Raw genomic sequence first — 23,455 nt, forward strand, 5'->3', positions numbered from 1 at the left:
AAACGAAGCCAAAGGCCGTTTTTCCAAGGGAGGGAGTTCACAATGACCAAGATCAGCCGCAGGGCTTTCATTGCCGCCAGTTCCGCCTTTGCCGGAGCCATGGTGATCGGGCGGGGCGTACTTGCCGCCGAGGCCAAGGAATCCGCCTATTTCCAGGCCCAGGTCGACAGTGGGGAATTGCCGCCCATTGCCGAGCGGCTGCCCGTCAACCCGCTCGTCATCACGCCAACGGAACGGCCCGGCCAGCAGGGCGGGGACTGGAACCATGCACTTGTCGGGGGTGGCTCGCTCTCGATGGTGGTGCGCTACCAGGGCTATGAGCCGCTGGTGCGCTATACGCCCGACTGGTCGGGATTGACCCCGAACGTTGCCGAAAGCTACGAGGTCAACGAGGACGGTACCGAATATACCTTCCACCTGCGCCAAGGGATGAAGTGGTCCGACGGCCACCCCTACACCACCGAAGACGTGCTGTTCTGGTACGAGGACATCTTCCTCGATCAGGATGCCACCATGGGCGGACACACCTGGTGGTACGCCGGCGGTGAGGTCGGCAAGCTCGAGGTCATCGACGACGTCACCTTCAGGGTCACCTTCGCTGCGCCCAATGGCTTCTTCGTCCAGCAGCTTGCCTGGGCTCGCCAGGACCACATGGTCCTCGCCCCCAAGCACTACCTCCAGCAGTTCCACATCAAATATAACCCCGACGCCAACACGCTCGCCCAGGAGCGCGGCATGGAGAGCTGGATCGCGCTCTTCCAGCGCGAGAACGGGCTTGATGACGACAACGTCTTCTTCCAGAACTCTGCCCGGCCGACGCTCATGGGCTGGATGTGGCAGTCCGCGCCCGGCGAGAACACCGAACAGGCGATCGCCGTCCGCAACCCCTACTATTTCAAGGTCGATACCGAAGGCACCCAGCTCCCCTATTTCGACCGCATCGTCTACCAGATGGTCGCCGATCCCGAGGTCCTGCTTCTAAAGACCCTGCAGGGCGAGATCGACATGATGGACCAGTACATCGCGACGCCCGCCAATAAGCCCGTGCTGTTCGACGCCCAGGAAACCGGCGACTTCGGCTTCTATACGTTGAAGGAAACCGCCGCCAACGTCATGGTGTTCCAGCTCAACCTCAACCATCCCGACCCGGTCAAGAACGAGCTCTTCAACACCCGCGAATTCCGTCAGGCGCTCTCGGTCGCGGTCGACCGCCAGGCCCTGATCGACACGGTGTTCGTCGGCCAGGGCGCGCCCGCCCAGCCCTCGATCCGCCCGGACGATCCGCTCTATAATGAGCGGCTTGCGACGCAACATACCGAATACGATCCGGAAGCGGCCAATGCCCTGCTTGATGAGCTGATCCCGGAAAAAGATGGCGAGGGCTTCCGATTGGATTCGCAGGGACGGCGACTGGCCCTCATCTTCGAGCTCGATCAGACCCGCACCACCTTCATCGACATGATGCAGCTCGTCGTGCCCATGTTCCAGGCGGTCGGCATCGACGCGCAGGTGCGCTCCATGGACCGCTCCCTCTGGGAGACCCGGGTGCGCAACGGGCGCGAGTTCGACGCTACCTGCCACCAGTTCGGCGCTAACAGCGGCATCGCCGCCATGCTCGATGCGCGCTACTTCGTGCCGTTCAACGGCAACGCGCTCTATGCCCCCGGCTGGAACCTCTACTACACCGAACCGGAGAACCCACAGGCCATCGAGCCACCATCCGAGATCAAGGCGCAGCAGGACCTTTACCGCGATCTCCTCGGCACCGCCGGTGCGGAGCAGCAGAACGCCAAGATGGCGCAGCTTCTCGAAAACGCCGCCGACCAGTTCCTGGTATTCGGAGTGAGCCTGCCGCCCGACGGCTACGGCGTCGTCAAGAACAACATGGTGAACGTGACCAAGGAGATGCCCAACTCCTTCGGTTGGCCAACACCCGCGCCGACCCGGCCCGAGCAGTTCTTCAAGAGCTGACCGGCTGCACGTTCCTCCCTCCCGCCGGCTGCGGCCGGTGGGCCCTTCTTTATGACTGGAAACCCGACATGCTCGACGCCAAGGCCCGGCCCGCCGCCACCCTCCGCACCCCCGACTGGTACAAGTCGGCGACCCGCTGGACACAGCTGACGCTGGCCGAGGACGATCCCGTACGCTTCGATCCAGCCTTGTGGATCGACATCTTCAAGCGCACTCAGTCGAACGCCACCTGCCTCAGCGCTGGCGGCTACATCGCTTACTATCCGAGCAAGGTGCCCCTCCACTATGTCAGCAAATATTTGGGCGACACCGACCCCTTCGGCACGCTCGTCGAGGGCGCCCGCCGGCTCAATATGCATGTGATGGCGCGGGTCGATCCGCACGCCATCCACCAGGACGCCGCCGACGCCCATCCCGAATGGATCGCCGTAGACAAGGACGGCAACAAGCGCCGCCACTGGGCCTACCCGGAGGTCTGGGTCACCTGCGCCTATGGCGACTACAACGCTCAATTTATGCCGCATGTGCTCGAGGAAATCGCCCGCGACTACGATATCGACGCCATCTTCGCCAACCGCTGGCAGGGCCATGGCGTCTGCTACTGCGAGAGCTGCAGGACGAGGTTCAGGGCGTTCTCCGGCCATGATCTGCCAATCGTTGCCGATGCCAACGATCCGGTCTGGCAAGCGTGGACCGCCTGGCGCCGGACGGTCCTGACCCGCCTCGTCGTCGACTGGGACGAGACCGTGAAGGCGGTAAAGCCCCATGCGAGCTTCATTCCCAATATGGGCGGCGCCTCGTTGATGGAGTTCGATCTATCCCTCATCGAAAAGCACTGCCCCTTCCTCGTCGTCGACGACCAGGGCCGGCGCGGCACCGAGCCCATCTGGATGTCGGGACGCAACGGCAAGCGCATGCGCGCCACTTTCCCCGAACGGCCGGTGATCCTCATCACTTCGATCGGCCCCGAAGAGGTCCCCCGCTGGAAGGATTCGGTGACGAGCGGCCCCGAGATCCAATCCTGGATCGTCGACGGCGCCGCCCAGGGCATGCTCCCCTGGTTCACCAAGTTCAACGGCGTCGTGCCCGACAAGCGCTGGGTCGAGCCCGTCACCGACGCCTTCGCGCTCCACGCGGACCTCGAGCCGGTGCTGTCGGCCATGACCCCGACAGCCGAGATCGCCCTCCTCGATCCGGCAACGACGCTACGCCACTGGGCGCCCGAGCATCGGCGCGAAGCCGAGATGGACGAACTCGGCTTCTACCATGCGCTGATCGAGGCGGGCCTCCCCTTCGAGTGCCTTTCCGACCAGGTGCTGACGCCCGACCAGCTCAACCGTTTCAAGGTCGTCGTCCTTGCCAACGCCGCCTGCCTTTCGGATGCGCAATGCGCTGCGCTCACCGCCTATGTCGAGCGCGGCGGCAGCATCGTTGCGGCCAACGAAACGTCGCTGCGCGACGAAAACGGCCGGCCGCGCGATGAATTCGGCCTCGCCGACGTTCTGGGCGTGCGACTGAAGGCGCCGCCGCGCGGCCCGATCAAGAACACCTATGTCGCCCTCAGCGGCGACCATCCGGTCGCGAGCGGCTATGACGGGGCCGAGCGCATCATCGGTGGTACGCAGGTCATTGCCGTCGAAGCCGACGTCGGCGCTGAAATCCCCTTCCTCTATGTGCCCGACTTTCCGGACCTGCCTATGGAGGAGGTCTATGTGCGCGGCGAGGCGACCGAGCCGGCTGTGATCGCCCGGCAGGTGACCGGCGGCGGTCGCACCGTCCACATCCCCTGGAACATCGGGCGCACCTTCTGGGAGGTGCTGGCCCCCGACCATGGGCGGCTCATCGCCAATGCCGTGCGTTGGGCGCTGGGCGGACCGGGCCGGGTGACCATCGACGGCCTCGGCGTCTTCGACCTGAGCCTGCGCGAGAACGAGGGGGGCCTGGCGCTCGCCATGGTCAACCTCACCAATCCGATGATGATGAAAGGCCCGACCCGCGCCTTCCATCCCGCCGGCCCGCAGCGCCTGACCATCGCCCTGCCCGAGGGCCGGCGCGTCGCCGCGGCCCGACTTCTCGTCGCCGGCACCGATGTGCCGGTCCGCGAGGAGCAAGGCCGCGTCCTCCTCGAAGTGCCGGGCATCGAGCTCATCGAAGTCGTCCACCTCGTCTGGGCCTGAACCGGGAGGGCGCGGCGATGATGGGGCGCTATATCGTCAAGCGGCTGATCTACATGGTGCCGACCCTCATCGGCATGTCGATCATCGCGTTCCTCATCATCCAGCTCCCGCCCGGCGACTACCTCACCTCGATGATCGCGCGCATGACCGAGAGCGGCGAGAACGTCGACCCCGCTCAGGTCGCGCGCCTGCGCGAGATCTACGGCCTCGATGATCCGGTGCTCATCCAGTACTGGAAATGGATCAGCGGCATACTCCTCCGCGGCGATTTCGGCCATTCCTTCGAATGGAACCGGCCGGTTTCCGACCTCATCTGGGAGCGGATGGGCTCGACGCTTGCCATCTCGCTTGCCTCGCTGCTGTTCGTGTGGGCGGTGGCGTTGCCCATCGGCATCTATTCGGCTGTTCGCCGCCACTCATTCGGCGACTATGCCTTCACTTTCCTCGGATTCCTCGGGCTTGCCATCCCCAATTTCATCTTGGCGCTGACCCTGATGTACGTCACCTACCGCTATCTGGGGCAGAGCGTCGGCGGCCTCTACTCGCCGCAATATGTCGAGGCACCGTGGTCCTGGGGCAAGTTCGTCGACCTCCTGTCGCACCTCTGGATCCCGATCATCGTCATCGGCACCTCGGGCACCGCTGCGCTGATCCGGATCTTGCGCGCCAACCTCACCGACGAGCTCAACAAGCCCTATGTGGTGACCGCCAAGGCCAAGGGACTGCCCGAATACAAGGTCGTCCTCAAATACCCGGTGCGCATCGCGCTGAACCCGTTCGTCTCGGCCATCGGCTGGGTGCTGCCCGAGCTGATTTCGGGTGTCACCATCACCGCCATCGTCCTCAACCTGCCGACCGCGGGGCCTCTGCTCCTGCGCGCGCTGGTCTCGCAGGACATGTACCTGGCCGGCAGTTTCATCCTGTTGATGGGCGTCCTGACCCTGATCGGCATGCTGGTCTCGGACCTGCTGCTCGCCCTCCTCGATCCGCGCATAAGGTTCACCTGATGACGACGCAGGTCTTTCTAGACACCGTCGGCGAAGAGAGGCCGGCCGTCAGCCCGCTGAAAACCGGCGCACCTCTCGAGGATATCGCGGTCGCCGGCCAGTGGCGGCTGATCTGGGGGCGGTTCATACAGCATCGCGTGGCGGTTGGCGCCGGCATTGTCATCGCCGTCTTCTACTTCATTGCGCTCTTTGTCGAATTCCTCGCCCCCGCCCTGCCGGAGGCCTCGCGACCGCAATACACCTATGCCCCGCCCCAGAGCATCGGCCTCTTCGTCGCCGACGAAAGCGGCGGCACCCGCTTTCAGCCCCACGTCAAGGGCTACGCCATCGAGGTCGATCCGGTGGCACTGCGCCGCACTTTCGTTGTCGATGACACCAAAATCGTCCCCATCGGCTTCTTCGTCGAGGGCCCGACCTACAAGCTCTGGGGGGTCTTTGCGATGAACCGGCATCTCATCGGCCCGCTCAATCCCACCGACCCCATGTACCTCCTCGGCACCGACAAGCTGGGTCGCGACCTGATGACCCGGCTGATCTACGGCACGCGCGTCTCGATGTCGATCGGGCTGGTCGGCGTGGCCATCAGCCTTTGCCTCGGCGTCGTCCTGGGCAGTCTTTCCGGCTTTTATGGCGGCTGGGTCGACATGACCATCCAGCGCATCATCGAAGTCATCAGCTCGATGCCGACCATCCCGCTGTGGCTCGGGCTCGCCGCCGCGATCCCTCTCACCTGGTCACCCCTGCAGGTCTATTTCGTCATCACCCTCATCGTCTCGCTGTTCGGCTGGACGGGACTGGCGCGCGAGGTCCGCGGGCGTTTTTATGCGCTGCGTGGCGAAGATTTCGTGACTGCCGCCCGCCTCGACGGCTCAGGCGAACGCCGGCTGATCTTCCGCCATATCCTGCCGTCGCTGACCAGCCATATCCTCGCCGTCCTCACCCTCGCTATCCCCACCATGATCGTGGCCGAGACCGCCCTCTCCTTCCTTGGCGTCGGCCTGAAGCCCCCGGTCGTCTCCTGGGGCGTGTTGTTGCAGGACGCCCAGAACATCCGCACGGTCGCCACCGCGCCCTGGTTGCTGGTCTGGCCGGCCGCAGCGGTTGTCGTCGTCGTCCTTGCCTACAACTTCCTCGGCGACGGCTTGCGCGACGCGGCCGACCCTTACGAGTCTTGAGCCATGGGAATTGGAGGCATGGTCGCGAAGCTAAAGGCTGACGTTGCCGACACCGGCGAGCCGCTGCTCGAGGTCAAGGACCTCAGCATCGACTTTCACCTGCGTACCCACATCCTGCATGCGGTGCGCAATGTGTCCTTCGCCTTGGAGCGCGGCCGCACCCTCTGCCTCGTCGGCGAGAGCGGTTCGGGCAAGAGCGTCACCGCCCGCGCCCTGCTCGGCATCGTCGACCGCCAGGGCCGCATCGCCGGCGGCCGTATCCTGCTGCACGGGGACGAAGGCGAGGTCGATATCGCGCAGATGACCGAGCGCAGCTCCGAGCTCCTGCGCATCCGCGGCGGGCGCATCGGCCTCGTCTTTCAAGAACCGATGTCCTCGCTCTCGCCGGTCCACACTATCGGCTCGCAGATCATCGAGGCCCTGCGCCTCCACCGGCGGCTGGATGCCCGCGCCGCTCGTGCCGAGACCGTCGAGCTCCTCCGCCAGGTCGAGATCCGCGACCCCGAGACCATGGTCGACCGCTATACCTTCGAGTTCTCCGGCGGCATGCGCCAGCGCGCCATGATCGCCATGGCGCTCGCCTGCGACCCCGACATCCTCATCGCCGACGAGCCGACTACCGCCCTCGACGTCACCACCCAGGCCGAAATCCTAGATCTCATCAAGCGCCTGCAGGTCTCGCGCGGCATGGCCATGCTCCTCATCACCCATGACATGGGTGTGGTGGCCGAGGTCGCCGACGATGTCGCGGTGATGCGCTATGGCCGCATCGTCGAGACCGGCAGCGTCGACGATGTCTTCCATGCCGCCCAGCATCCCTATACGAGCAGCCTGCTCTCCTCGACTGTCCGGCTCGAGCAACCCCGCGCCGACATTCGCGATCGTGCGGAGGCGCTGGGCGAGCCGGTACTGTCGGTGCGCAGTCTTACCAAGGTTTATGGCGCCGTTTCGGGCTGGTTCGGTAAATCCGGACCGGCCCTGACCGCCGTCGACGATGCAAGCTTCGACCTCCATGCCGGCGAGAATCTCGGCATCGTCGGGGAAAGCGGCTCGGGCAAGACGACCCTCGGCCGGCTGATCCTGCGCACCGTCGAGCCGACCTCCGGCTCCATCACCTACCGCCGCAAGGACGGCACATCAGACGATGTGCTAGCCCTCTCCAAGGCCGGACTCAAGGACTATCACCGGCAGGTGCGGCTGGTCTTCCAGGATCCGTTCGCCTCGCTCAACCCGCGCATGACCGTCAAGCAGATCGTCGGCGACCCGCTGGTCGTTGCCGGCACCCTTCGCGGTGCCGCGCTCGAGCACCGCGTCGGCGAGTTGCTCGACCTCGTCGGCATCGATCCCAGATCCATGGAACGCTACCCCCACGCGTTTTCGGGCGGGCAGCGCCAGCGTATCGGCATCGCCCGGGCGCTGGCGCTCGACCCCAGTGTCCTCATTGCCGACGAGGCGACGGCGGCACTCGACGTCTCCATTCGCGCCCAGATCCTCGATCTCCTGCTCGATATCCAGAAGCGGCTGGGTCTCAGTTTCATCTTCATCTCCCACGATATTTCGGTGGTGCGCTATTTCTGCGATCATGTCGCGGTCATGCATCGCGGACGGATCGTCGAGATGGGCACGGCCGAGGAGATCGTAAACAACCCGCGCGAACCCTATACGCAGAGCCTCATCTCGGCCGTGCCCAATCCCGATCCGCGCAACAAGCGCATGCTGCACCGCACCCGTTTCAAGAGCTAAGAGATAGTCCGTGCCAAAATTCGCCGCCAACCTCTCCTTCCTTTACGCCGACAAGCCCTTCCTCGATCGCTTCGCCGCCGCCGCGGCCGACGGGTTCCCGGCGGTCGAATATGTCGGCCCCTACGCTTCTCCCGCCGACGACATCCGCGCCCTGCTCGACCGCTATGACCTCACGCAGGCCCTCTTCAACCTTCCGGCCGGCGACTGGGACGCCGGAGAGCGCGGCATCGGTTGCCTGCCCGATCGGGTCGAGGAGTTCCGCGAGGGGGTGGATAAGGCGCTGACCTATGCGCAAGCGCTGGATTGCGGGAAGCTCAACTGCCTTGCCGGCATCGCCCCGGTGGGCGCCGATCCGGAGCTTCTGGAACGCACGCTCGTCGAGAACCTCGTCTATGCCGCCCGGCTCTGCGCCGAAGCCGGGGTCAGGCTCCTGCTCGAGCCCATCAACCTGCGCGACATTCCAGGCTTCTTCGTTTCGACCACCGACCATGCCGAGCGCATCCTCGACGACGTCGGCTCCGACAATCTCTTCCTGCAATACGACATCTACCACACCCAGGTGATGCAGGGCGATCTGATCGCAACCTTCGAACGGCTAGCTGGTCGCATCGCCCATGTGCAGGTCGCCGACAATCCGGGCCGGCATGAGCCGGGCACCGGCGAGATCAACTACGCCAACGTCTTCAGAGCGCTGGACGCAGCCGGCTATGACGGCTTCGTCGGCTGCGAATACAAGCCGCTGGCGGGAACGAGCGAGGGGCTCGGCTGGATGAAACCGTACACCTGATCCTCCAGCCCGCAAGGCTCACCCATCCGGATTTGCCAACGGCGCGCCGTCCGCACGCCGAAGGATAGCGTCTGCGTTAATGAGGGAGACGAGACAACATGAAAACCATGCCGCAGGTGCCGTTCGGAGCGGTCTATTTCCGTAAGTCCAATCCGCCGCGTGAAGACTGGGAGCGCGATTATGCGGTGGCCGCCGAGGACGGGCTCAACATCTTCCGCCACTGGTTCATGTGGGGCGCCATCGAGCGCCGCCCCGGCGTCTACGACTGGGACGAGTACGACCGGCAAATGGAGCTTGCCGCCCGCAATGGCCTCAAGACCATCATTGCCGAGCTGATCCACGCCGTCCCCGACTGGGCGGTCCGCCAGTTCGCCCATGCCCGCCAGCTGAGGGCCGACGGCCGGCCGTTGACCTCGAATATGGGCGTCTCGGCCGCGGTCGGCGGCTTTGCCGCCAATGGCGGCGGCGCCGGGGCGTTGAGCCTCAACTGCCCCGAGGTCAAGGAGGCCGCCGGCCGGTTCCTTACCGCGCTCGCTACCCGCTACAAGGCTCACGCAGCGCTGCTGGGTTATGACGTCTGGAACGAGTGCAACTATTCGGCCGAGGTCGACTACGGTCCTTACGGCAAGGACGCCTTCCGTGCCTGGCTCAAGCTGAGATATGGTGACCTCGACACCCTCGCTAATGCCTGGCACCGCTACAGCTACGCCGACTGGGAGGACATCGAGCCGCCCGCCGTCATGGCCGCCTACCCGGAATGCCTCGACTGGCTGGAATTCAAGCGCGACAATTACTACGCGCAGATGCAGTGGCGGATCGACACTATCCGCGCCGTCGACAGCGACTGCCTGATCGCTGCCCACGGCGTTGCGGGTGCCATCCCCAACATGGCCGCCAATGGCTGCGACGACTGGCTCGCTGCGTCCAAGGTCGAGGTCTATGGCTTCACCTGGATCGCCGCACGCAAGGGCAACCAGCCGTGGCGCAATTTCCATGGCGGCGACCTCACGCGCGCGGCCGCCCGCGGCAAGCCCTTCTGGCATGCCGAACGCCAGGGCGGCCCGCTCTGGCTGCAGCCGCAGGTCCTCGGTCGCGACAAGGAGGACGGGCGCGTTGCCGAGCCCGAGGATATCAGGGTGTGGACCATGACCTCCTTTGCCGCCGGCGCGCGGGGTGTCCTCAACCTGCGCTGGCGCCCGCTGCTCGACGGGCCGCTGTTCGGCGCCTTCGGTTCCTATGGCATGGACGGATCGCGTACGCCCCGCTCGGAGATGGCCGCGGCCATTGCCCGCTGGGCCAATGCACCCGAGCAGCAGGAAGTCTTTGCCGCCCGGCCCGTCACCGGCGACATCGGCATTCTCGTCGTCCCGGAAACGCAGAGCTGGGACTACCTGCTCAACCACAACGGCGTCAGCGAGACCTACAGCCAAGCCATGTGGGGCGCCTATCGCGGTTTCTTCGACAACGGCCTGCAGCCCGACTGGGTGCATATCGACGACATCGACCGCTACGATGCGCTCTATTTCCCTTACCCCATCATGTTGACCGGCGAGCACGCCCGGCGCCTCGCTGCCTGGGTCGAGAAAGGCGGCCACCTCATCTGCGAAGGCTGCCCCGGCTATTTCGGCGATCGCGGCAAGGTCGGCACCGTCCAGCCCAACAACGGGCTCGACGCCGTCTTCGGGGCGCGCGAGGAGGAGGTCGAGTTCATGCCCGACATCGGCGATCGCATCCGCCTCTCCCTCGACGGGCAGCCGGTCGCCGGCGGCGGCTATCTGCAGTCCTATCGCCTCGCCGGCGGGCGCGAGCGCGGGCGCTATGCCGACGGACGCCTCGCCGCCGTCGAGAACGCCTTTGGCGCCGGCCGCACTATGCTGGTCGGCACCCACCCGTCCGTCGCCTACTTCCGCACCGACGGCGCCGCCAACCGGCGCTACTTCGCCGACGTCTTCGCCTCGACCGGCAAGGCGCCGCATGTCGTCGTTTCCAACCCCGCCCTGCAGGCCCGCCTGCATGAAGGAGCGGCTGGCAGCGTTCTCTGGCTGATCAACCCCACCCGCCAGAGCCAGTCCGCGACCTTCGGCATCGGTGGAGGGCACGGTCCTCTGGCGATCCGCGACGCGGCTTGGGCGAATACGGGCGCCGCGTTCGCAGAGGACAGGATCACGGTCCCGGCCCGGGACGTCCTGGTGCTGCGGATGGGGTGAACTCTAAGCGGCGTCGCTGTCGATGCTGTCGGTCAGCCCATACTCGTGGAGCTTGCGATAGAGGGTCGAACGGCCGATGCCGAGCGCGCGCGCCACCCGTGCCATCCGCCCGCCATGCTGGGTGATGGCGAAGGCGATGAGGGCCCGCTCAATCTCCGCAACGGTCGCCACCTCACCGTTCTCGTCGAGGAAGCGGTCCTGCGCAGAAGTTTCGACCTCGGCTTGCCGCCGCCGCGGTGGTGCATCGTCGACATGGACGGGCGCGGCCGGCACCGGCACCGCATCGAGGCTCATCAGTGCCGCCTCGCGCCCGCCGAGCTGGGCGATGATTTGAGGGAAGTCGGCAGTTTCGAGCGTGGTCCCGTCGGTGAGCACAACGGCGCGGTAGACGGTATTCTCCAACTGCCGGACATTGCCCGGCCAGTCGTAGCGCATCAAGAGGTCGAGTGCCCCCGGCGCAATGCCGGTGATCCGCTTGCCTGCCTCGGCAGCGAACCGGGCGATGAAGTGGTCTACGAGCGCGGCAATGTCCTCGCGCCGTTCGCGCAACGGCGGCACATAGATGGGAAAGACGTTGAGCCGATAGTAGAGATCCTCGCGGAACTCGCCGGCTTTCGTCAGGTTGAGCAGCCGCCGGTTCGTCGCCGAGATGACCCTGACGTTCACCCGTTCCGGCCGCGACGCCCCCACCGGCTCGATCTCGCCCTCCTGCAGGACCCTCAAGAGTTTGACCTGCGCCTCGGGCGGCAGGTCTCCCACCTCGTCGAGGAAGATGGTGCCGCCATTGGCCTCGGCGAACTTGCCCGGCTGGTCGGCGATGGCGCCGGTGAACGCGCCTTTCTTGTGTCCGAAGAGCGTCGACTCCACGAGGTTGGGCGGCAGTGCCCCGCAGTTGACGGCAATGAAGGGCTTGCCCGCCCGCTCGCCCCCGCCCTGGATCACCCGGGCGACGAGCTCCTTGCCAACGCCCGTCTCACCCTCGATCATCACCGGAATGGTCGACTTCGCTGCTTTGGCGCAGAGTGATACGGTTCGCGCCATGGCCGGCGCTTCGGCGATCATGTCCGAGAAGGAAAGGGTTCCGCTCCGCCGCGCGTGCTCGGCACGAACGGCCGCTTCTAGGGTATCGAGCTTGATGGCGTTGCGTAGCGAGACGACGAGCCGCTCGGGCGCCACGGGCTTGACGAAGTAGTCGGCTGCCCCTTGCCGCATGGCCGTCACCACCGTCTCGAGCGAAGCGGTAGCCGTTTGGATGATGACGGGAGTGGTCAGGCCCTCGCGCGCCATAGCCTCCATCACCGCCATGCCGTCGACTTCGGGCATGACGAGGTCGAGGATGACCGCCCCCATGGACCTGTCGGAACGCAGGATGCTCAAGGCCTCTGCCCCGCCCGTTGTCGTCACCGCCCGGAACCCGGCCCGATTGGCCACTTCCGCGGTCAGGCGCAACTGCACCGGATCGTCGTCAACTATGAGTACACGTGTCATGTCTCTTGGTCGGAACCCGCCATTACCTTTTCCGGCACTTGGGCGTTTCGAATCGCTGTGCCGTTTTGGATCAAGCTAGGTGAGGTGGCTTAACAGGGTTTTAATCATGTCAGCGGCATTGCGGGCATCGACTCGACCTCACTCCTCCCGCGCCACGACCTGCTCGAGCTTGCCGAGGAACTCCTTCCACCCGGCGTGCGCACCTCCAAAGGCCTGCGTCTGTTCCGGCCGGAAACCCGACTGCTCCACGCGCAGATGCGTTCCCGCGTCGGTCGGGGTGAGGGTGAAGGTCACGACGCTCGTGAGGCCATAGGCTGGATCCTCATGGGCGAAGTTCCAGGTGTAGGAGAGTGTTCTCTCCGGCTCGATGTCGAGCACCTCGCAGTCCAGCACGCCACCCCAGTCTCCGCGAAGGTTGAAGTGGTGGCCGACGTCCGGCTTGAAGTCGTTCTTCATCAGCCACTCTTCCATCAGGTGCGGCTGCGTAAGCGCGCGCCAGATCTTCTCGGCCGGATAAGGGATCTGCCGTTCGACGACGACGGTGCGCAGTCCGCTCGGTGCTTCGTTCATGGATCCTGCTCTTATGCTCGTTCTGTAGAGGCGGCGCCCTACGCCTTCTTGCCGGAGGTGTTCAGTGCCACGGCGGCACGGATGAGCGCCTTGAATGCGGCTTCGTCGATCTTCTCGCCCTGGCGGAAGTCGATCGCGCGCCTGGTGTTGCCTTCGAGGCTGGAATTGAAGAGGCCGGAAGGATCCTCCAGAAAGGCACCTTTGGCGAAGGTCGTCTTCACGGCCGCTTTGTAAGTCTCGCCCGTACAGATCAGGCCGTTGTGCGACCACACCGGCTTTGCCCACTTCCACTCCTCGACCACATCGGGATCGGCCTCCTTGATGAGCGAGCGCATGCGCGCGAGCGTCTCGCCACGCCAATCGCTGAGTTCTGCGATCCTTGCATCGATCAGCCGGGAGGCCGAAGCGTCCCCTTCTTCCTGCTCCGCGCCGCTTTTCATCTTCGCCATGGTCTTTTTTGCTTTCATAATGTCGTTGGCATTCATCGCCGCTCTCGGCGCTACGTGCACCGACTGGTCGTCCGCGATCATGTCATTTCCGGCTCACATGCGCTCGCCGGGCAATTTGCTCGCCTGCCTTACCCAATCGGCGAACTGGGCCTCGTCGAACTGACCGTCTTCGAAGATGTGGAAGTAGCGCACTTCCTCGTACTTGGATTTGACGGGGGGCGCGGGATCGAGCGACGAGCCGCGAAAGAAGGTGATCTTGATGTATTTGGTCATGCAGTGGAAAGAGAGGAACCAGAACGGATTCTCGACGCCATAGAAGGGCGTATTCCATTTGACCGCCTTCTGGACGCCCGGGACCTCACGCTCGATGATCGCATCGAGGCGCCGTCCGACGTCGTGCTTCCAGCCGGGCATCGCCGCGATATAGGCCTGGACGGGCGCATCGCCATCTCCCTTGGGGATCTGCGGATTGCCGCCCGAAAGCAGGACGACGTCGCCTGGCTTGCTGGCGGCCTTCCCTGAACTCTTCTGTGTCTTGCCGGGCATCGTCCGCTCCCATCAGCTTGCGCGTCGCACCGCGCGCCACCGAACGACGTAGGGCAGCACGAACAGGTAGATGCCGGTGAGCATCTGCAGGAAGAGCGGGGGGAGCGGCAGATAGTAAAGGAAGCTCTCCTCGCCCTGCCCGGTCACTGCCGCGAACGTTGCCGCCACGACGGTGATGATGAAGATGACCGACACCCAGCGGTGGGTCTGCCTGATCCAATGGCTCCAGTTCATTGCACTCTCCTTGTGTAACGAGCGGACGTCGACCGCACGGTCCTTTTTGGAACCGGCTTGCCAGTCTCGCTCACTGATCCATTCGTTTCAAAAGGTCCTCGAGGTCATCGAACCGGCTTTGCCAAAACCCCGCCATCTCGCTCGTCCAGTCGATCAGCGGCGCGAGGGCGCCGAGTTGGACGCTGTAGTGCGTGTTGCGCCCCTCGTGGCGGTCGCGCACCAGCCCGGCCTGCTTGAGGATCGCAAGATGCTTCGAGACCACCGGCTGCGAGACCCCGGCATGGACCGTCAAGGCCCCGACCGTCTGCTCCCCGTCGCGGCACAGGCGCTCGAAGATCGCCCGGCGGGTCGGATCGGCGAGCGACCTGAACAGCATGTCATGGGCTTCGGGCATCAAGATCCATACCTCGTTGGCTATGAATCTGATTCATAGCCAACGAGGTATGGATGTCAAGTGCCGAGGGACCTACAAGGGCGGGGACCGCACTTGCGACTCGACCGCGTGTTCGAGTTTTCACACCACGGGCTCCGGATGGTGCCGCCCGCTATAGGCGAGCGCTTGTTTCTCCGCCTGGAGCCGGCAGCCCGCGTGGCAAGGCCACGTGGCCTTGTCGGGCGGCTCCGCTGCCGTCATCGGGGCCGTCGTTCTCCCCGGGGACGACGCCCCGGAACACGACGACTATCCTGCCGACACGGCCTCGCCCGCGGCATTGAAAAGAAATGTTCTGCGGGCATCAAGCGAGAATCTGCACTCTTGGCCAGGCGTGACGTCGATGTCTCCGGGGCCTACGAAGGTAAAATCGACACCCGAGGCAAGTTTTGCAGCGACAATCGCTTCATGCCCCAGGCGCTCGACGACGCTGACGGTGGCTTCTATGTCGGATCCTTTGATATCGACCTGATGCGGTCGGATACCGAGTGTCAGTTTGTCGCCTGCCGCCACTGCGCCGTCTCTTATCCTAACGGCCTGCCGACCCACATCGCGGCTCGTGACCTGCGCAAGGCCTGCACCGACCTCCTCGACCACCACCTCGACAAAATTCATGCGGGGCGACCCGATAAACCCGGCAACGAAGCGGTTAGCTGGCCGGTCATAAAGGTCCAGCGGACTGCCGACCTGCTGCACGGTCCCTTGGTCCATCACCACGATCTTGTCCGCCAGGGTCATGGCTTCGACCTGATCATGCGTGACATAGATGATGGTGGTTTCCAGTTCGCGATGAAGCCGCGCCAGTTCAAGGCGCATGTCACCCCGCAGAGCGGCATCAAGGTTGGACAGAGGCTCATCGAACAGGAAGACCTTGGGATTACGCACGATGGCCCGTCCGATCGCAACGCGCTGGCGCTGACCCCCGGATAGTTGTCCCGGCTTGCGCTCCAGGAGATGTTCCATCTGCAGCGAGCGCGCGGCCGCGCGAATCTGTTGGTCGCGCTCAGCCTTGGGTACCTTCGACAGCATCAGGTTGAAGCCGACATTGTCGTAGACGCTCATATGCGGATAGAGCGCATAGGACTGGAACACCATGGCCACGCCGCGATCGCGCGGTTCAACATCGTTGACCGCCCGTTCTCCGATCATGATCGTGCCACCGGAGATATCTTCGAGCCCGGCGATCATGCGCAGCAGCGTTGACTTGCCGCAACCCGAGGGGCCGACGAACACGACGAATTCGCCATGCTCGATCTCCAGATTGACGCCCCGAATGACTTCGACGGCGCCGAAGCTTTTGCGGATGTCTTGTAGCCGAAGTCCGCTCATGGCTGCATTCCTAACCCAGCGCGAGTTCGAGGACGGATACTGCAGCCTTGGGGATGACGATGTGCTCGACATCCGCCAGCTTTGTATCGCTCGGGGTGAAAACATCGAGGGCGGTGCTGTCGATCGCCGCATCGAGCCCTGGATTGATGGTCAGTTGCCGCCCGGAGACGACCTTCCGGTCCTTGACCGAGAGATCGAAGCGGACCTCGTTGTCGAGATCTGTGTTGACGACATGCAGGTAGACGGTATCGCCGCTGCGGCTGGCGGCCATCTCCAGGGTCGAGTGCATCTTCCCGACCGCAATGGCGCGCTCGCCGGAATGCTTGCGAAAGAACCGCATGATGTGGCCGACCGGCAAGAGGTAAGGCGTTTCGGCAGGCGAGCCCAGCATAAGAGCATTGACGGTCCAGGTGGTGCCGGCGAAATCGGCTAGGGTCGCCACGTCGACCACGTCCGAATTGCGTTCGAAGAGCGTCATGATGCGTGCATGATAGAGCCCCGATATCCACTCGCGCAGCATCTCCGACTTGTTGTGCGGCCGAAGCGAGAGGTGGCCTTCGGTGATCGCGAGCTTTGCGCTCGAGCCTGTGCCGGCCAGAACCGAGCGGGCGTCGGCGAGCTTGTCCCTGACCCTGTCGTACATTTTGCCGAGCTCGGCCCAGCTTGCCGCATAATCCCGGCGATAGCGGCGCCCGTGCAGGATGCTCTCTTTGTCGGGTCCCTGCTGCATCATATGGAGCGCGACCTGATCGACATAGTCGCCGGCAGTCTCGATCAGGGTCCGCATCCACCACGTCCCGGTGTCGCGCTCCTGATCGCCCCAGCCGATCAGTGTGATCCCGGGATCGCGCTCGCGCATCGCCTTGGCGAACTCGAGATAGGTCTTCGCGTTCTCCTCGGCCGTGAACCGGTGCCCTGCCTTGGGATAGGAGGTCTCGTTGCCGATCTGCCAGAATTTGACCTTCCAGGGTTCGGCAAAGCCGCCGGCGCGGCGCTCGGCTGAATCAGGGTCGTTGCAATAGCTGACGAGGTCGGCAGCCTCCCGGGCATCGCCGGCCCGCTCTTCGCCCAGGGCTGTCTTGATGTATTCGGGCCGGCCGTCGCCGGCAAAGTTGACCGCAAGGATCGGATCGGCCGCCACCGCACGGCAGAACGAAAGGAATTCATCGACACCGACGCGGTTCTTCTCCCAGCCGCCCCAGAGATAGTTCACCATGGGCGGACGCTGAGCGGAATCGCCCACGCTCTCGCGCCATTTCCAGAAGCTCGTCAGAATGCCGCCCCAGCGGATGGCGCCGGGAGCCAGGTCACTGGTAACCGACACGAAATCTTCCCGCCATGCGTCCTTGAGGACATCCCATCCGGCCTCTACCGAAGAATCTGTGGTGCCAAGCGGCTCCATGAACTGCATGTAGAGGCGGGGCGAGATCGCGTGCAGTTCCTGGGGATCGATGGTCAGGGTAGGCATGGTCGTCTCCGAAAAGGCTTGATTGTTATTTGATGCCCGAGGACGGGCGCATGCCGCTCACGATCCAGCGCTGCCCGAGCATGAACAGCAGGATCATCGGCAGGGAGGTCACGAAGGCGGCGGCCAGAATGACCGTGTAGTTGAGGACCGCTGTGGTATCGGCGCTGAGATAGGCGATGACGACCGGTACCGGCATGGCCTCGGGCGAGTTGGTCACGATCAGCGGCCAGAGGAAATTGTTCCAGCTGTAGAGAGCGGTGATCACAGCCACGGTCATGATCGAGGGCCAGGCTAGGGGCACCATGATCCTGGTGAAGATCTGGAAGTCGGTAGCGCCGTCCATGCGCGCGGCCTCTTCCATCTCGCGCGGGATCTCGAGGAAGAACTGGCGCAGAATGAAGATGCCGATTACGCGGGGGAGGCCGGGCAGGATGACGCCCGCCAGGGTGTTGATCAGGCCCAGATTGGCCATCAGGTCGTAGAGCGAGATGATGTCGAGGACGCCGGGCATCATCATGGTGGCAAGCACCAGGATGAAGATGACGTCGCGGCCAATGAAGCGCATCCGGGCAAAAGCGTAGGCGGCCGGAATGTCGAGCAGCAGAATGCCGACGACCTGACAGACCATGATGATCGTGCTGTTGGCCAAGCCCTGCGGGACGCTAACCCCGCGGGTCGTATCGGTGAGAACAGTCCAGTAGTTCTGCAACGTCCACTGGGTCGGAACAAAGCCACCCTTGAGCACTTCGGCAGGCGGCGCGAAGGAATAAAGGACCAGCGAAGCGAGCGGCGTGAACCAGAGCAGCGCCAGGACAAGCAGGACAAACCAGCGGATAATTTGTGCGCGACGCATCCTCGCCTCCTAGACCTGACGCCTGAAGAAGCGGAACTGGATGAAGGACAGCGAGGCGATGATGATCGTGATCACGACGCCGATGGCCGCCGCGCGTCCGAGGGCGAAGCGTTCGAAGCCCTCCTCGTAGAGCAGCATGGTCATGACGGTGGTGCTGCCATAGGGACCGCCCTGTGTGATGATGAAAACCTCTCCGAAAATCTGGAACGCGTGCACGATGCTCAGCACCATCACGATCAGCAGGATCGGGCGCAGCAGCGGAATGGTGATGTAGATGAGGTCATAGAACGGCCGCGTGCCGTCGAGCCGCGCCGCTTCGTAGAGATCGTCAGGGATATTCTCGAGCCCGGCCAGCAGGATGACGACCATGAATCCGGTCTGGGTCCAGAGCGCGACGATGGCGATGGCGAAAAGCGCCCAACCCGGCTGGGACAGCATGCGCTGGCCGGGCAGGCCGAAGAAACGGAGCACCTGATCCACGAAGCCGACATCTGGCGCGAGCAGCCAATTGAAGGCGATGGCTGCGACCGCGACGTTGATGACGATCGGAATGAAGAAGGCGGTCCGGAAGATCGTGATCCCCGGCAGTCGCCGATGCAGCAGCACCGCAATGAGCAGAGAGGCGACCACGATCATGGGCACGTAGATGGCCGCGAAGGCAGTCGTGACGCCGACGGAACTCCAGAATCTGCGGTCCCCGAAAAGCGAGAGATAGTTGGCCACCCCAACAAAGGCATTGGGTCCGAAGATGCCCCAGTCGAACAGGCTCATGTAGATTGCCCGCCCGACCGGATAGGCGGCAAAGATCGCGAACATGAGGATGTAGGGACCTGCCATAAGATAGGGCAGGACTTTTGCGCGTTGTCTGGCCATTGCCGCTTGAGCTCGAGATGCTAGGCTTGATCCAGACGGCTCGGAACGGCCGTCATCGAAGAGGGCGCGCCTGGGCAGGCGCGCCGCTTTTGGATCGATCTATTGCTTGGCGAGTTCGCCGCGAATCCCGTCCGCCATCATCGAAACGGCTTGGCCGACATCCACCTGACCGGCGAAATAGGCCTCGACTGTCTCCTGCACCACCCGATCGATCGCTGGCTGCACCGAGACCGGCGGCGGGAAACGAACATACTCGAGCGACTGAGCGACGATCTGCTGCTCAGGCAGGGCCTGGAATTCGGGCGATTCCAGTGTCGTGACCTTGGCGGGCATCTTGCCGGTCTCGGTCCAGGCAAGACTGTTGTCGCCAATCCATTTGACGAAGACCATGGCATCCTGGCGCGGTTCTGGGGGTGTGCCGCGAGGAATGATAAAATTGTGCCCGAGAGCGAAGGTCGCCGGCTGATCGCCGAACTGGGGAATCGGCGCTACCCCGAACTCCAGCCCCTGATCGGCCGCGGCGGTCTGGTAGACGGGCAGATCCGTGATCTGCATGAGCGAGATACCGATCTTGTTCTGTGCAAACAGGGAATTGGAGTCCGATACCTCCTCGGCGGGCGCCAGGCCCTCGTCGAGGAACACCTTGAGGTTCTCCAGTGCCTTGGTTGCCGACTCCGCAAACCCCTCGGCAACGTCGGTATTGTCCGCATTGTAGAGGTCATCCTGGTACTGCCAAAACAGCGCGTAGAAATTGCGCGTCGCGCCGGAACCGGTCACCGGGAGGAAGGCGCCGTGGATGTCCTGCCCCAGACCGGCGATGGCCCGGGCTGCATCGAGCATTTCCTCGCCGGTCTTCGGGGGAGCGTCAGGATCGAGACCGGCCTGCTCGAACAATGCCTTATTGTAGTAGATATGACGTGGAAAGGCATCGATCGGGACGCCGTAACGCTGGCCCTCCACCTCCCCGGCCTGCCAGAGCGGTGCAATGTACTCCGCCTCGACGAGCCCCGCCTGCTCGATCTCCTCGGGCGTATAAGCTTCCAGCGCGCCTTGCTTCACGAAACCGGCGATCTGGTGGGAGTGCATGACAGCAAGGTCGGGCGCCGTGCGCGACGCCAGGGAGACCGAGAGCTTCGTATAGTATTGCTCCCACGGAATGATCAGCAATTCCACGCTGACGTCGTTCTCGGCGCCGGTCGTCTCGTTGAACTGCCTGACCAGCGCATCGATTGCCGTTCCGTCCGGTCCTGTGAACGGACTCCAGAATTCCACAGTTCCCGCTTCAGCGGTTCCGACAATGCCGAACATGCCCGTACAAAGGGCGACGGACGCCAGAAGGCCAGACCTCATGCTCATCGTTTCCTCCTCTTTTGGTGCTCCGACCTTACTGATATAATAGTATGACAGTCAATGGTGGTTCTGCTAGTGCAAGGGGGATTGGAGACTGATATGTCTCCGTCACACACTGCAATCGAGGCGCGACCGCTGAGCATGACAATTCGGAACAGCAAGGAATCGGTAAAACAGCACCGGCCGGTGCGCGCTCGCACGGCACCAAAGCGCGAATCCAGGAGCATCAGGGACGCCGCGTGGCGACTAGTATATGAGTCCCTGCGATCCTCGATCGTGGCTATGAAGATGCCTCCGGGGACGCCGATCCGCGAAAAAGAGATCGCAGCGCAATTCGGGTTGAGCCGCACGCCCGTCCGAGAGGCGGTCCTGAGGCTTGCCGACGAAGGCCTGATCGAAGTCTTTCCACAATCTGGAACGTTCGTTGCCCGCATTCCCTATGACGATCTGCCCGAAGCCATCGTCATCAGGAAGGCGCTCGAAACGGCGGCGGTGCGCATGGCGACTGAGCGCATGTCGCGCAGCCAGGAACTGACGCTGGCGTCGATCATCGAGCGGCAGCGTGAAGCGGCGGCCGAAGGGGACACCGAACAGTTCCACCGGGCCGACGAGGCTTTCCATGCCAAAATCGCCGAGATTTCCGGATATCCCGGCATCTGGAAACTGGTGCTCCAGGTCAAGACGCAGGTCGACCGCTTCCGTCAACTCACCCTGTTGATGCCCAAGCGCATGTTCGTCGTGATCGAGGATCACCAGGCTGTCCTCGAGCGGATGTCGGCCAGGGATGCCGAAGGGGCCGCCAAGGCGCTCGGGGAACATCTCGACGCCGTACTGCCGGCGTTGAGCGAGCAGCAGGTCCAGCGTGAAGATCAGTTGGCCACGAGGTCTTAGAGAGCGATGCGACAGCATCAAGATGCGGAAGCGCATTCTGATGGCAGCGAATGCCATTGTCCGTAGCCATTGAGACGCATCCGTTCCGCCGTTTGGCTTCGGCGGAAATCCTGTGATCTCGCCCCAAGCGGTGCCCGTGGCCGCTCTCGATCCAAAGGCGATCTTTAGCCTGGAGCTGACAGGATGGCGCACCGCACGAAGTTCCAGTAGTTCGCCCAATCGTCCTGGGGCCGTTCCTTAGGGGGTGACTGCGTGACCAGACAAGACGTTTGGCCGGAACGACGTAGATCATCTGACCGTGATGACCTTGGGCAGCGTATCGGAACGCAGGCAGGTCCGCGTTCCGCCGAACGCCATCTACGGTCTCAGCCTCGCCCGCATGACCCGTTGTCCACCACAGGTATCCATAGCCGGACCTCCGCGCCAAGGAGTGTGCGGTCGTGCTTTCCGCTACCCAACCGGCGGGCAAGACCAGTTTGTTGTCCCACCTGCCGTCATTGAGATAGAGGAAGCCGAACCGCGCCATATCTCTCGCGGTCAGTGCGATATGATATGCGGGGTGCCGAGAGACCTCCCCGCTCATGTAGCGCCCGTCGTCCGGATGATAATCCTGCATACAGATGGGAGCGGCGATGTCCTCGAAGAGGGCCTGATAGATGGAGCGACCAGACGCGCGCTCGTAGATCGTGCCGAGGACGTTGAAATCCCAATTGTTGTACAGCCATTGCTCGCCGGGCGAGACGCTGCCCCGCGCCGGCTTCGAGGCAACCATGTCCTGGGTTTCCGCCACTGCCGGATGGTAGACGCCGGATCGTGCCTGCAGAAGATGACGGACCTTCGCCTGCTTCTCCTGCGAGGAGAGTGGCTCTACATCGTCAATATCGAGATCGGCCAAGGTTGTATCCAGGTCGATCTGGCCGCGACCGACGGCTATCCCGACGAGCGCACTCAGGAGACTCTTGCGTACCGAGCGCACGAGAGACTTGTGGTCGAGGGTGCCGGTGGCCGCAACAGTCACGCCGTCGTGCACGACAATTGCGCCGATGCAACCGAAGGCCTCGATCGCCGCTATAGCCCGCGTCAGGAGCTCGATGGCGAAGCCGCGGTCGTCGGGATCACTACGTTGCCAGTCTCCAGCCGGCCAAGAAACCGTCACAACCGCCCACCATCCCTCGGACGAGACATATCGGCAGAAAGTGTTGCTGGCGCCTGCAAAACCGTCAAGGTTAGGCGCTTTGCCGACGGAGCGGGGGCCAGCGCAGCAGCGCTTCAGTCGTGGAACAATTGTGCTGCCGCGAGCTTTTTCCTATCGGGCCGCGGTTGCAGTGGTTCAAGGCCTAGGACCGTCCCAGGAGAGATGGCAAGGAGGCGGAATGGCTATCGATTTCAACCACACGATCCTGTGGGCCCGCGACAGCAAAGCATCGGCAGAATTCCTGGCGGAAATGCTTGGCCTTCCCGCCCCCAGGCGCTGGGGGCCGTTCCACGTGGTCACGACCGAAAACGGAGCCAACCTCGACTATGCGGATGCCGGCGGCGAAATCACCCCGCAGCATTACGCGTTCCTCATCAGCGAGACCGAGTTCGACGAGATCTTTGGTCGGATTCGTCAGCAGGATCTCCCCTACTGGGCCGACCCTGGCCAGACGCGACAGGGCGAGATCAATCACCATGATGGCGGCCGCGGCGTCTATTTCAAGGACCTGAACGGTCATCTGTTGGAGCTCATCACCCGTCCGTATGGCAGCGGCGGCTGGAACCCCTGATCGGCCATTCGCGACCTTTCGGCGTCTGTTCTGCCACATTGGCCAAGTGCGACGGGACCTGCCGTCCGACCACCGTTGCGGCAGCGCAACACACATGGCTCACAAAGTTGGGAGCAATTGTCGCCGTTAAGGCTTCGGGAG

Annotated in this window: 20 protein-coding genes and 1 pseudogene; 9 read left to right on the plus strand and 12 right to left on the minus strand. The window is 63.7% G+C overall.

The annotated features are described in order from the left end of the window. The first annotated feature begins 42 nt into the window (after window positions 1-42). The 7 genes from QQK18_RS20620 (at window position 43) to QQK18_RS20650 (ending at window position 11,067) form a co-directional block, all read left to right on the plus strand. Window positions 43-1,971, plus strand: coding sequence for an ABC transporter substrate-binding protein (locus QQK18_RS20620; protein WP_284342259.1), 1,929 nt, complete (start codon window positions 43-45; stop codon window positions 1,969-1,971). Window positions 1,972-2,039: 68 nt separating this feature from the next. After that, window positions 2,040-4,148, plus strand: coding sequence for an alpha-amylase family protein (locus tag QQK18_RS20625; RefSeq protein WP_284342260.1), 2,109 nt, complete (start codon window positions 2,040-2,042; stop codon window positions 4,146-4,148). A 17-nt stretch (window positions 4,149-4,165) separates the two neighbouring features. Then, window positions 4,166-5,155, plus strand: a complete 990-nt coding sequence (locus QQK18_RS20630) for an ABC transporter permease (RefSeq protein ID WP_284342261.1) — start codon at window positions 4,166-4,168, stop codon at window positions 5,153-5,155. After that, a complete protein-coding gene (locus tag QQK18_RS20635) occupies window positions 5,155-6,330 on the plus strand; it encodes an ABC transporter permease (RefSeq protein ID WP_284342262.1) in 1,176 nt (391 codons plus the stop codon). The genes QQK18_RS20630 and QQK18_RS20635 overlap by 1 nt, the downstream gene beginning before the upstream one ends. A gap of 18 nt (window positions 6,331-6,348) precedes the next feature. Continuing rightward, entirely contained in the window at window positions 6,349-8,073 is a 1,725-nt protein-coding gene (locus QQK18_RS20640; protein WP_284342263.1) for an ABC transporter ATP-binding protein, read from the plus strand. Window positions 8,074-8,083: 10 nt separating this feature from the next. Continuing rightward, window positions 8,084-8,860, plus strand: coding sequence for a hydroxypyruvate isomerase (gene hyi, locus QQK18_RS20645; RefSeq protein WP_284342264.1), 777 nt, complete (start codon window positions 8,084-8,086; stop codon window positions 8,858-8,860). Window positions 8,861-8,958: 98 nt separating this feature from the next. Further along, window positions 8,959-11,067, plus strand: a complete 2,109-nt coding sequence (locus QQK18_RS20650; protein ID WP_284342265.1) for a beta-galactosidase — start codon at window positions 8,959-8,961, stop codon at window positions 11,065-11,067. Between the two features lie 3 nt (window positions 11,068-11,070). Here QQK18_RS20650 and QQK18_RS20655 read toward each other — a convergent pair whose 3' ends face one another. The 11 genes from QQK18_RS20655 to QQK18_RS20705 all read right to left on the minus strand — a co-directional run bounded on the left by QQK18_RS20655 (window position 11,071) and on the right by QQK18_RS20705 (window position 20,663). Continuing rightward, the gene (locus QQK18_RS20655) at window positions 11,071-12,555 is read right to left on the minus strand and encodes a sigma-54-dependent transcriptional regulator (protein WP_284342266.1); all 1,485 of its coding nucleotides are present in this window, start codon (window positions 12,553-12,555) and stop codon (window positions 11,071-11,073) included. Window positions 12,556-12,693: 138 nt separating this feature from the next. Next, window positions 12,694-13,125 (minus strand): SRPBCC family protein, encoded by a 432-nt coding sequence (locus QQK18_RS20660; protein WP_284342267.1) that lies wholly within the window; start codon window positions 13,123-13,125, stop codon window positions 12,694-12,696. Between the two features lie 38 nt (window positions 13,126-13,163). Next, window positions 13,164-13,592, minus strand: coding sequence for a DUF1801 domain-containing protein (locus tag QQK18_RS20665; protein ID WP_379993918.1), 429 nt, complete (start codon window positions 13,590-13,592; stop codon window positions 13,164-13,166). 75 nt (window positions 13,593-13,667) lie between these two features. Next, a complete protein-coding gene (locus QQK18_RS20670) occupies window positions 13,668-14,120 on the minus strand; it encodes a DUF1801 domain-containing protein (protein WP_284342268.1) in 453 nt (150 codons plus the stop codon). Between the two features lie 12 nt (window positions 14,121-14,132). Beyond that, on the minus strand, window positions 14,133-14,354 hold the full coding sequence (locus QQK18_RS20675) for a hypothetical protein (protein WP_284342269.1): 222 nt from the start codon (window positions 14,352-14,354) through the stop codon (window positions 14,133-14,135). Between the two features lie 70 nt (window positions 14,355-14,424). After that, window positions 14,425-14,748: an ArsR/SmtB family transcription factor gene (locus tag QQK18_RS20680; protein WP_284342270.1), complete on the minus strand. Its 324-nt coding sequence runs from the start codon at window positions 14,746-14,748 to the stop codon at window positions 14,425-14,427. A gap of 285 nt (window positions 14,749-15,033) precedes the next feature. Next, window positions 15,034-16,113: an ABC transporter ATP-binding protein gene (locus QQK18_RS20685; RefSeq protein ID WP_284342271.1), complete on the minus strand. Its 1,080-nt coding sequence runs from the start codon at window positions 16,111-16,113 to the stop codon at window positions 15,034-15,036. A gap of 10 nt (window positions 16,114-16,123) precedes the next feature. Further along, window positions 16,124-17,581: an alpha-L-arabinofuranosidase C-terminal domain-containing protein gene (locus QQK18_RS20690; protein WP_284342272.1), complete on the minus strand. Its 1,458-nt coding sequence runs from the start codon at window positions 17,579-17,581 to the stop codon at window positions 16,124-16,126. A gap of 25 nt (window positions 17,582-17,606) precedes the next feature. Beyond that, window positions 17,607-18,434, minus strand: coding sequence for a carbohydrate ABC transporter permease (locus QQK18_RS20695; protein ID WP_284342273.1), 828 nt, complete (start codon window positions 18,432-18,434; stop codon window positions 17,607-17,609). Window positions 18,435-18,443: 9 nt separating this feature from the next. Further along, the gene (locus tag QQK18_RS20700; protein WP_284342274.1) at window positions 18,444-19,307 is read right to left on the minus strand and encodes a carbohydrate ABC transporter permease; all 864 of its coding nucleotides are present in this window, start codon (window positions 19,305-19,307) and stop codon (window positions 18,444-18,446) included. A 99-nt stretch (window positions 19,308-19,406) separates the two neighbouring features. After that, the gene (locus tag QQK18_RS20705) at window positions 19,407-20,663 is read right to left on the minus strand and encodes an ABC transporter substrate-binding protein (RefSeq protein WP_284342275.1); all 1,257 of its coding nucleotides are present in this window, start codon (window positions 20,661-20,663) and stop codon (window positions 19,407-19,409) included. 135 nt (window positions 20,664-20,798) lie between these two features. On the opposite strand from QQK18_RS20705, the gene QQK18_RS20710 reads away from it, so the two are divergent. Further along, entirely contained in the window at window positions 20,799-21,548 is a 750-nt protein-coding gene (locus tag QQK18_RS20710) for a GntR family transcriptional regulator (protein ID WP_379993920.1), read from the plus strand. Between the two features lie 268 nt (window positions 21,549-21,816). On the opposite strand, the pseudogene QQK18_RS27625 reads toward QQK18_RS20710, so the two are convergent. After that, window positions 21,817-22,704: pseudogene (locus QQK18_RS27625) on the minus strand (serine hydrolase domain-containing protein); the annotation flags it as partial. A gap of 217 nt (window positions 22,705-22,921) precedes the next feature. Between QQK18_RS27625 and QQK18_RS20715 the strand changes: the two are divergent. Then, on the plus strand, window positions 22,922-23,314 hold the full coding sequence (locus tag QQK18_RS20715; protein ID WP_284342276.1) for a VOC family protein: 393 nt from the start codon (window positions 22,922-22,924) through the stop codon (window positions 23,312-23,314). Window positions 23,315-23,455 lie beyond the last annotated feature (141 nt).

It is taken from the genome of Devosia nitrariae, from assembly GCF_030160115.1.
Classification (GTDB): domain Bacteria; phylum Pseudomonadota; class Alphaproteobacteria; order Rhizobiales; family Devosiaceae; genus Devosia; species Devosia nitrariae.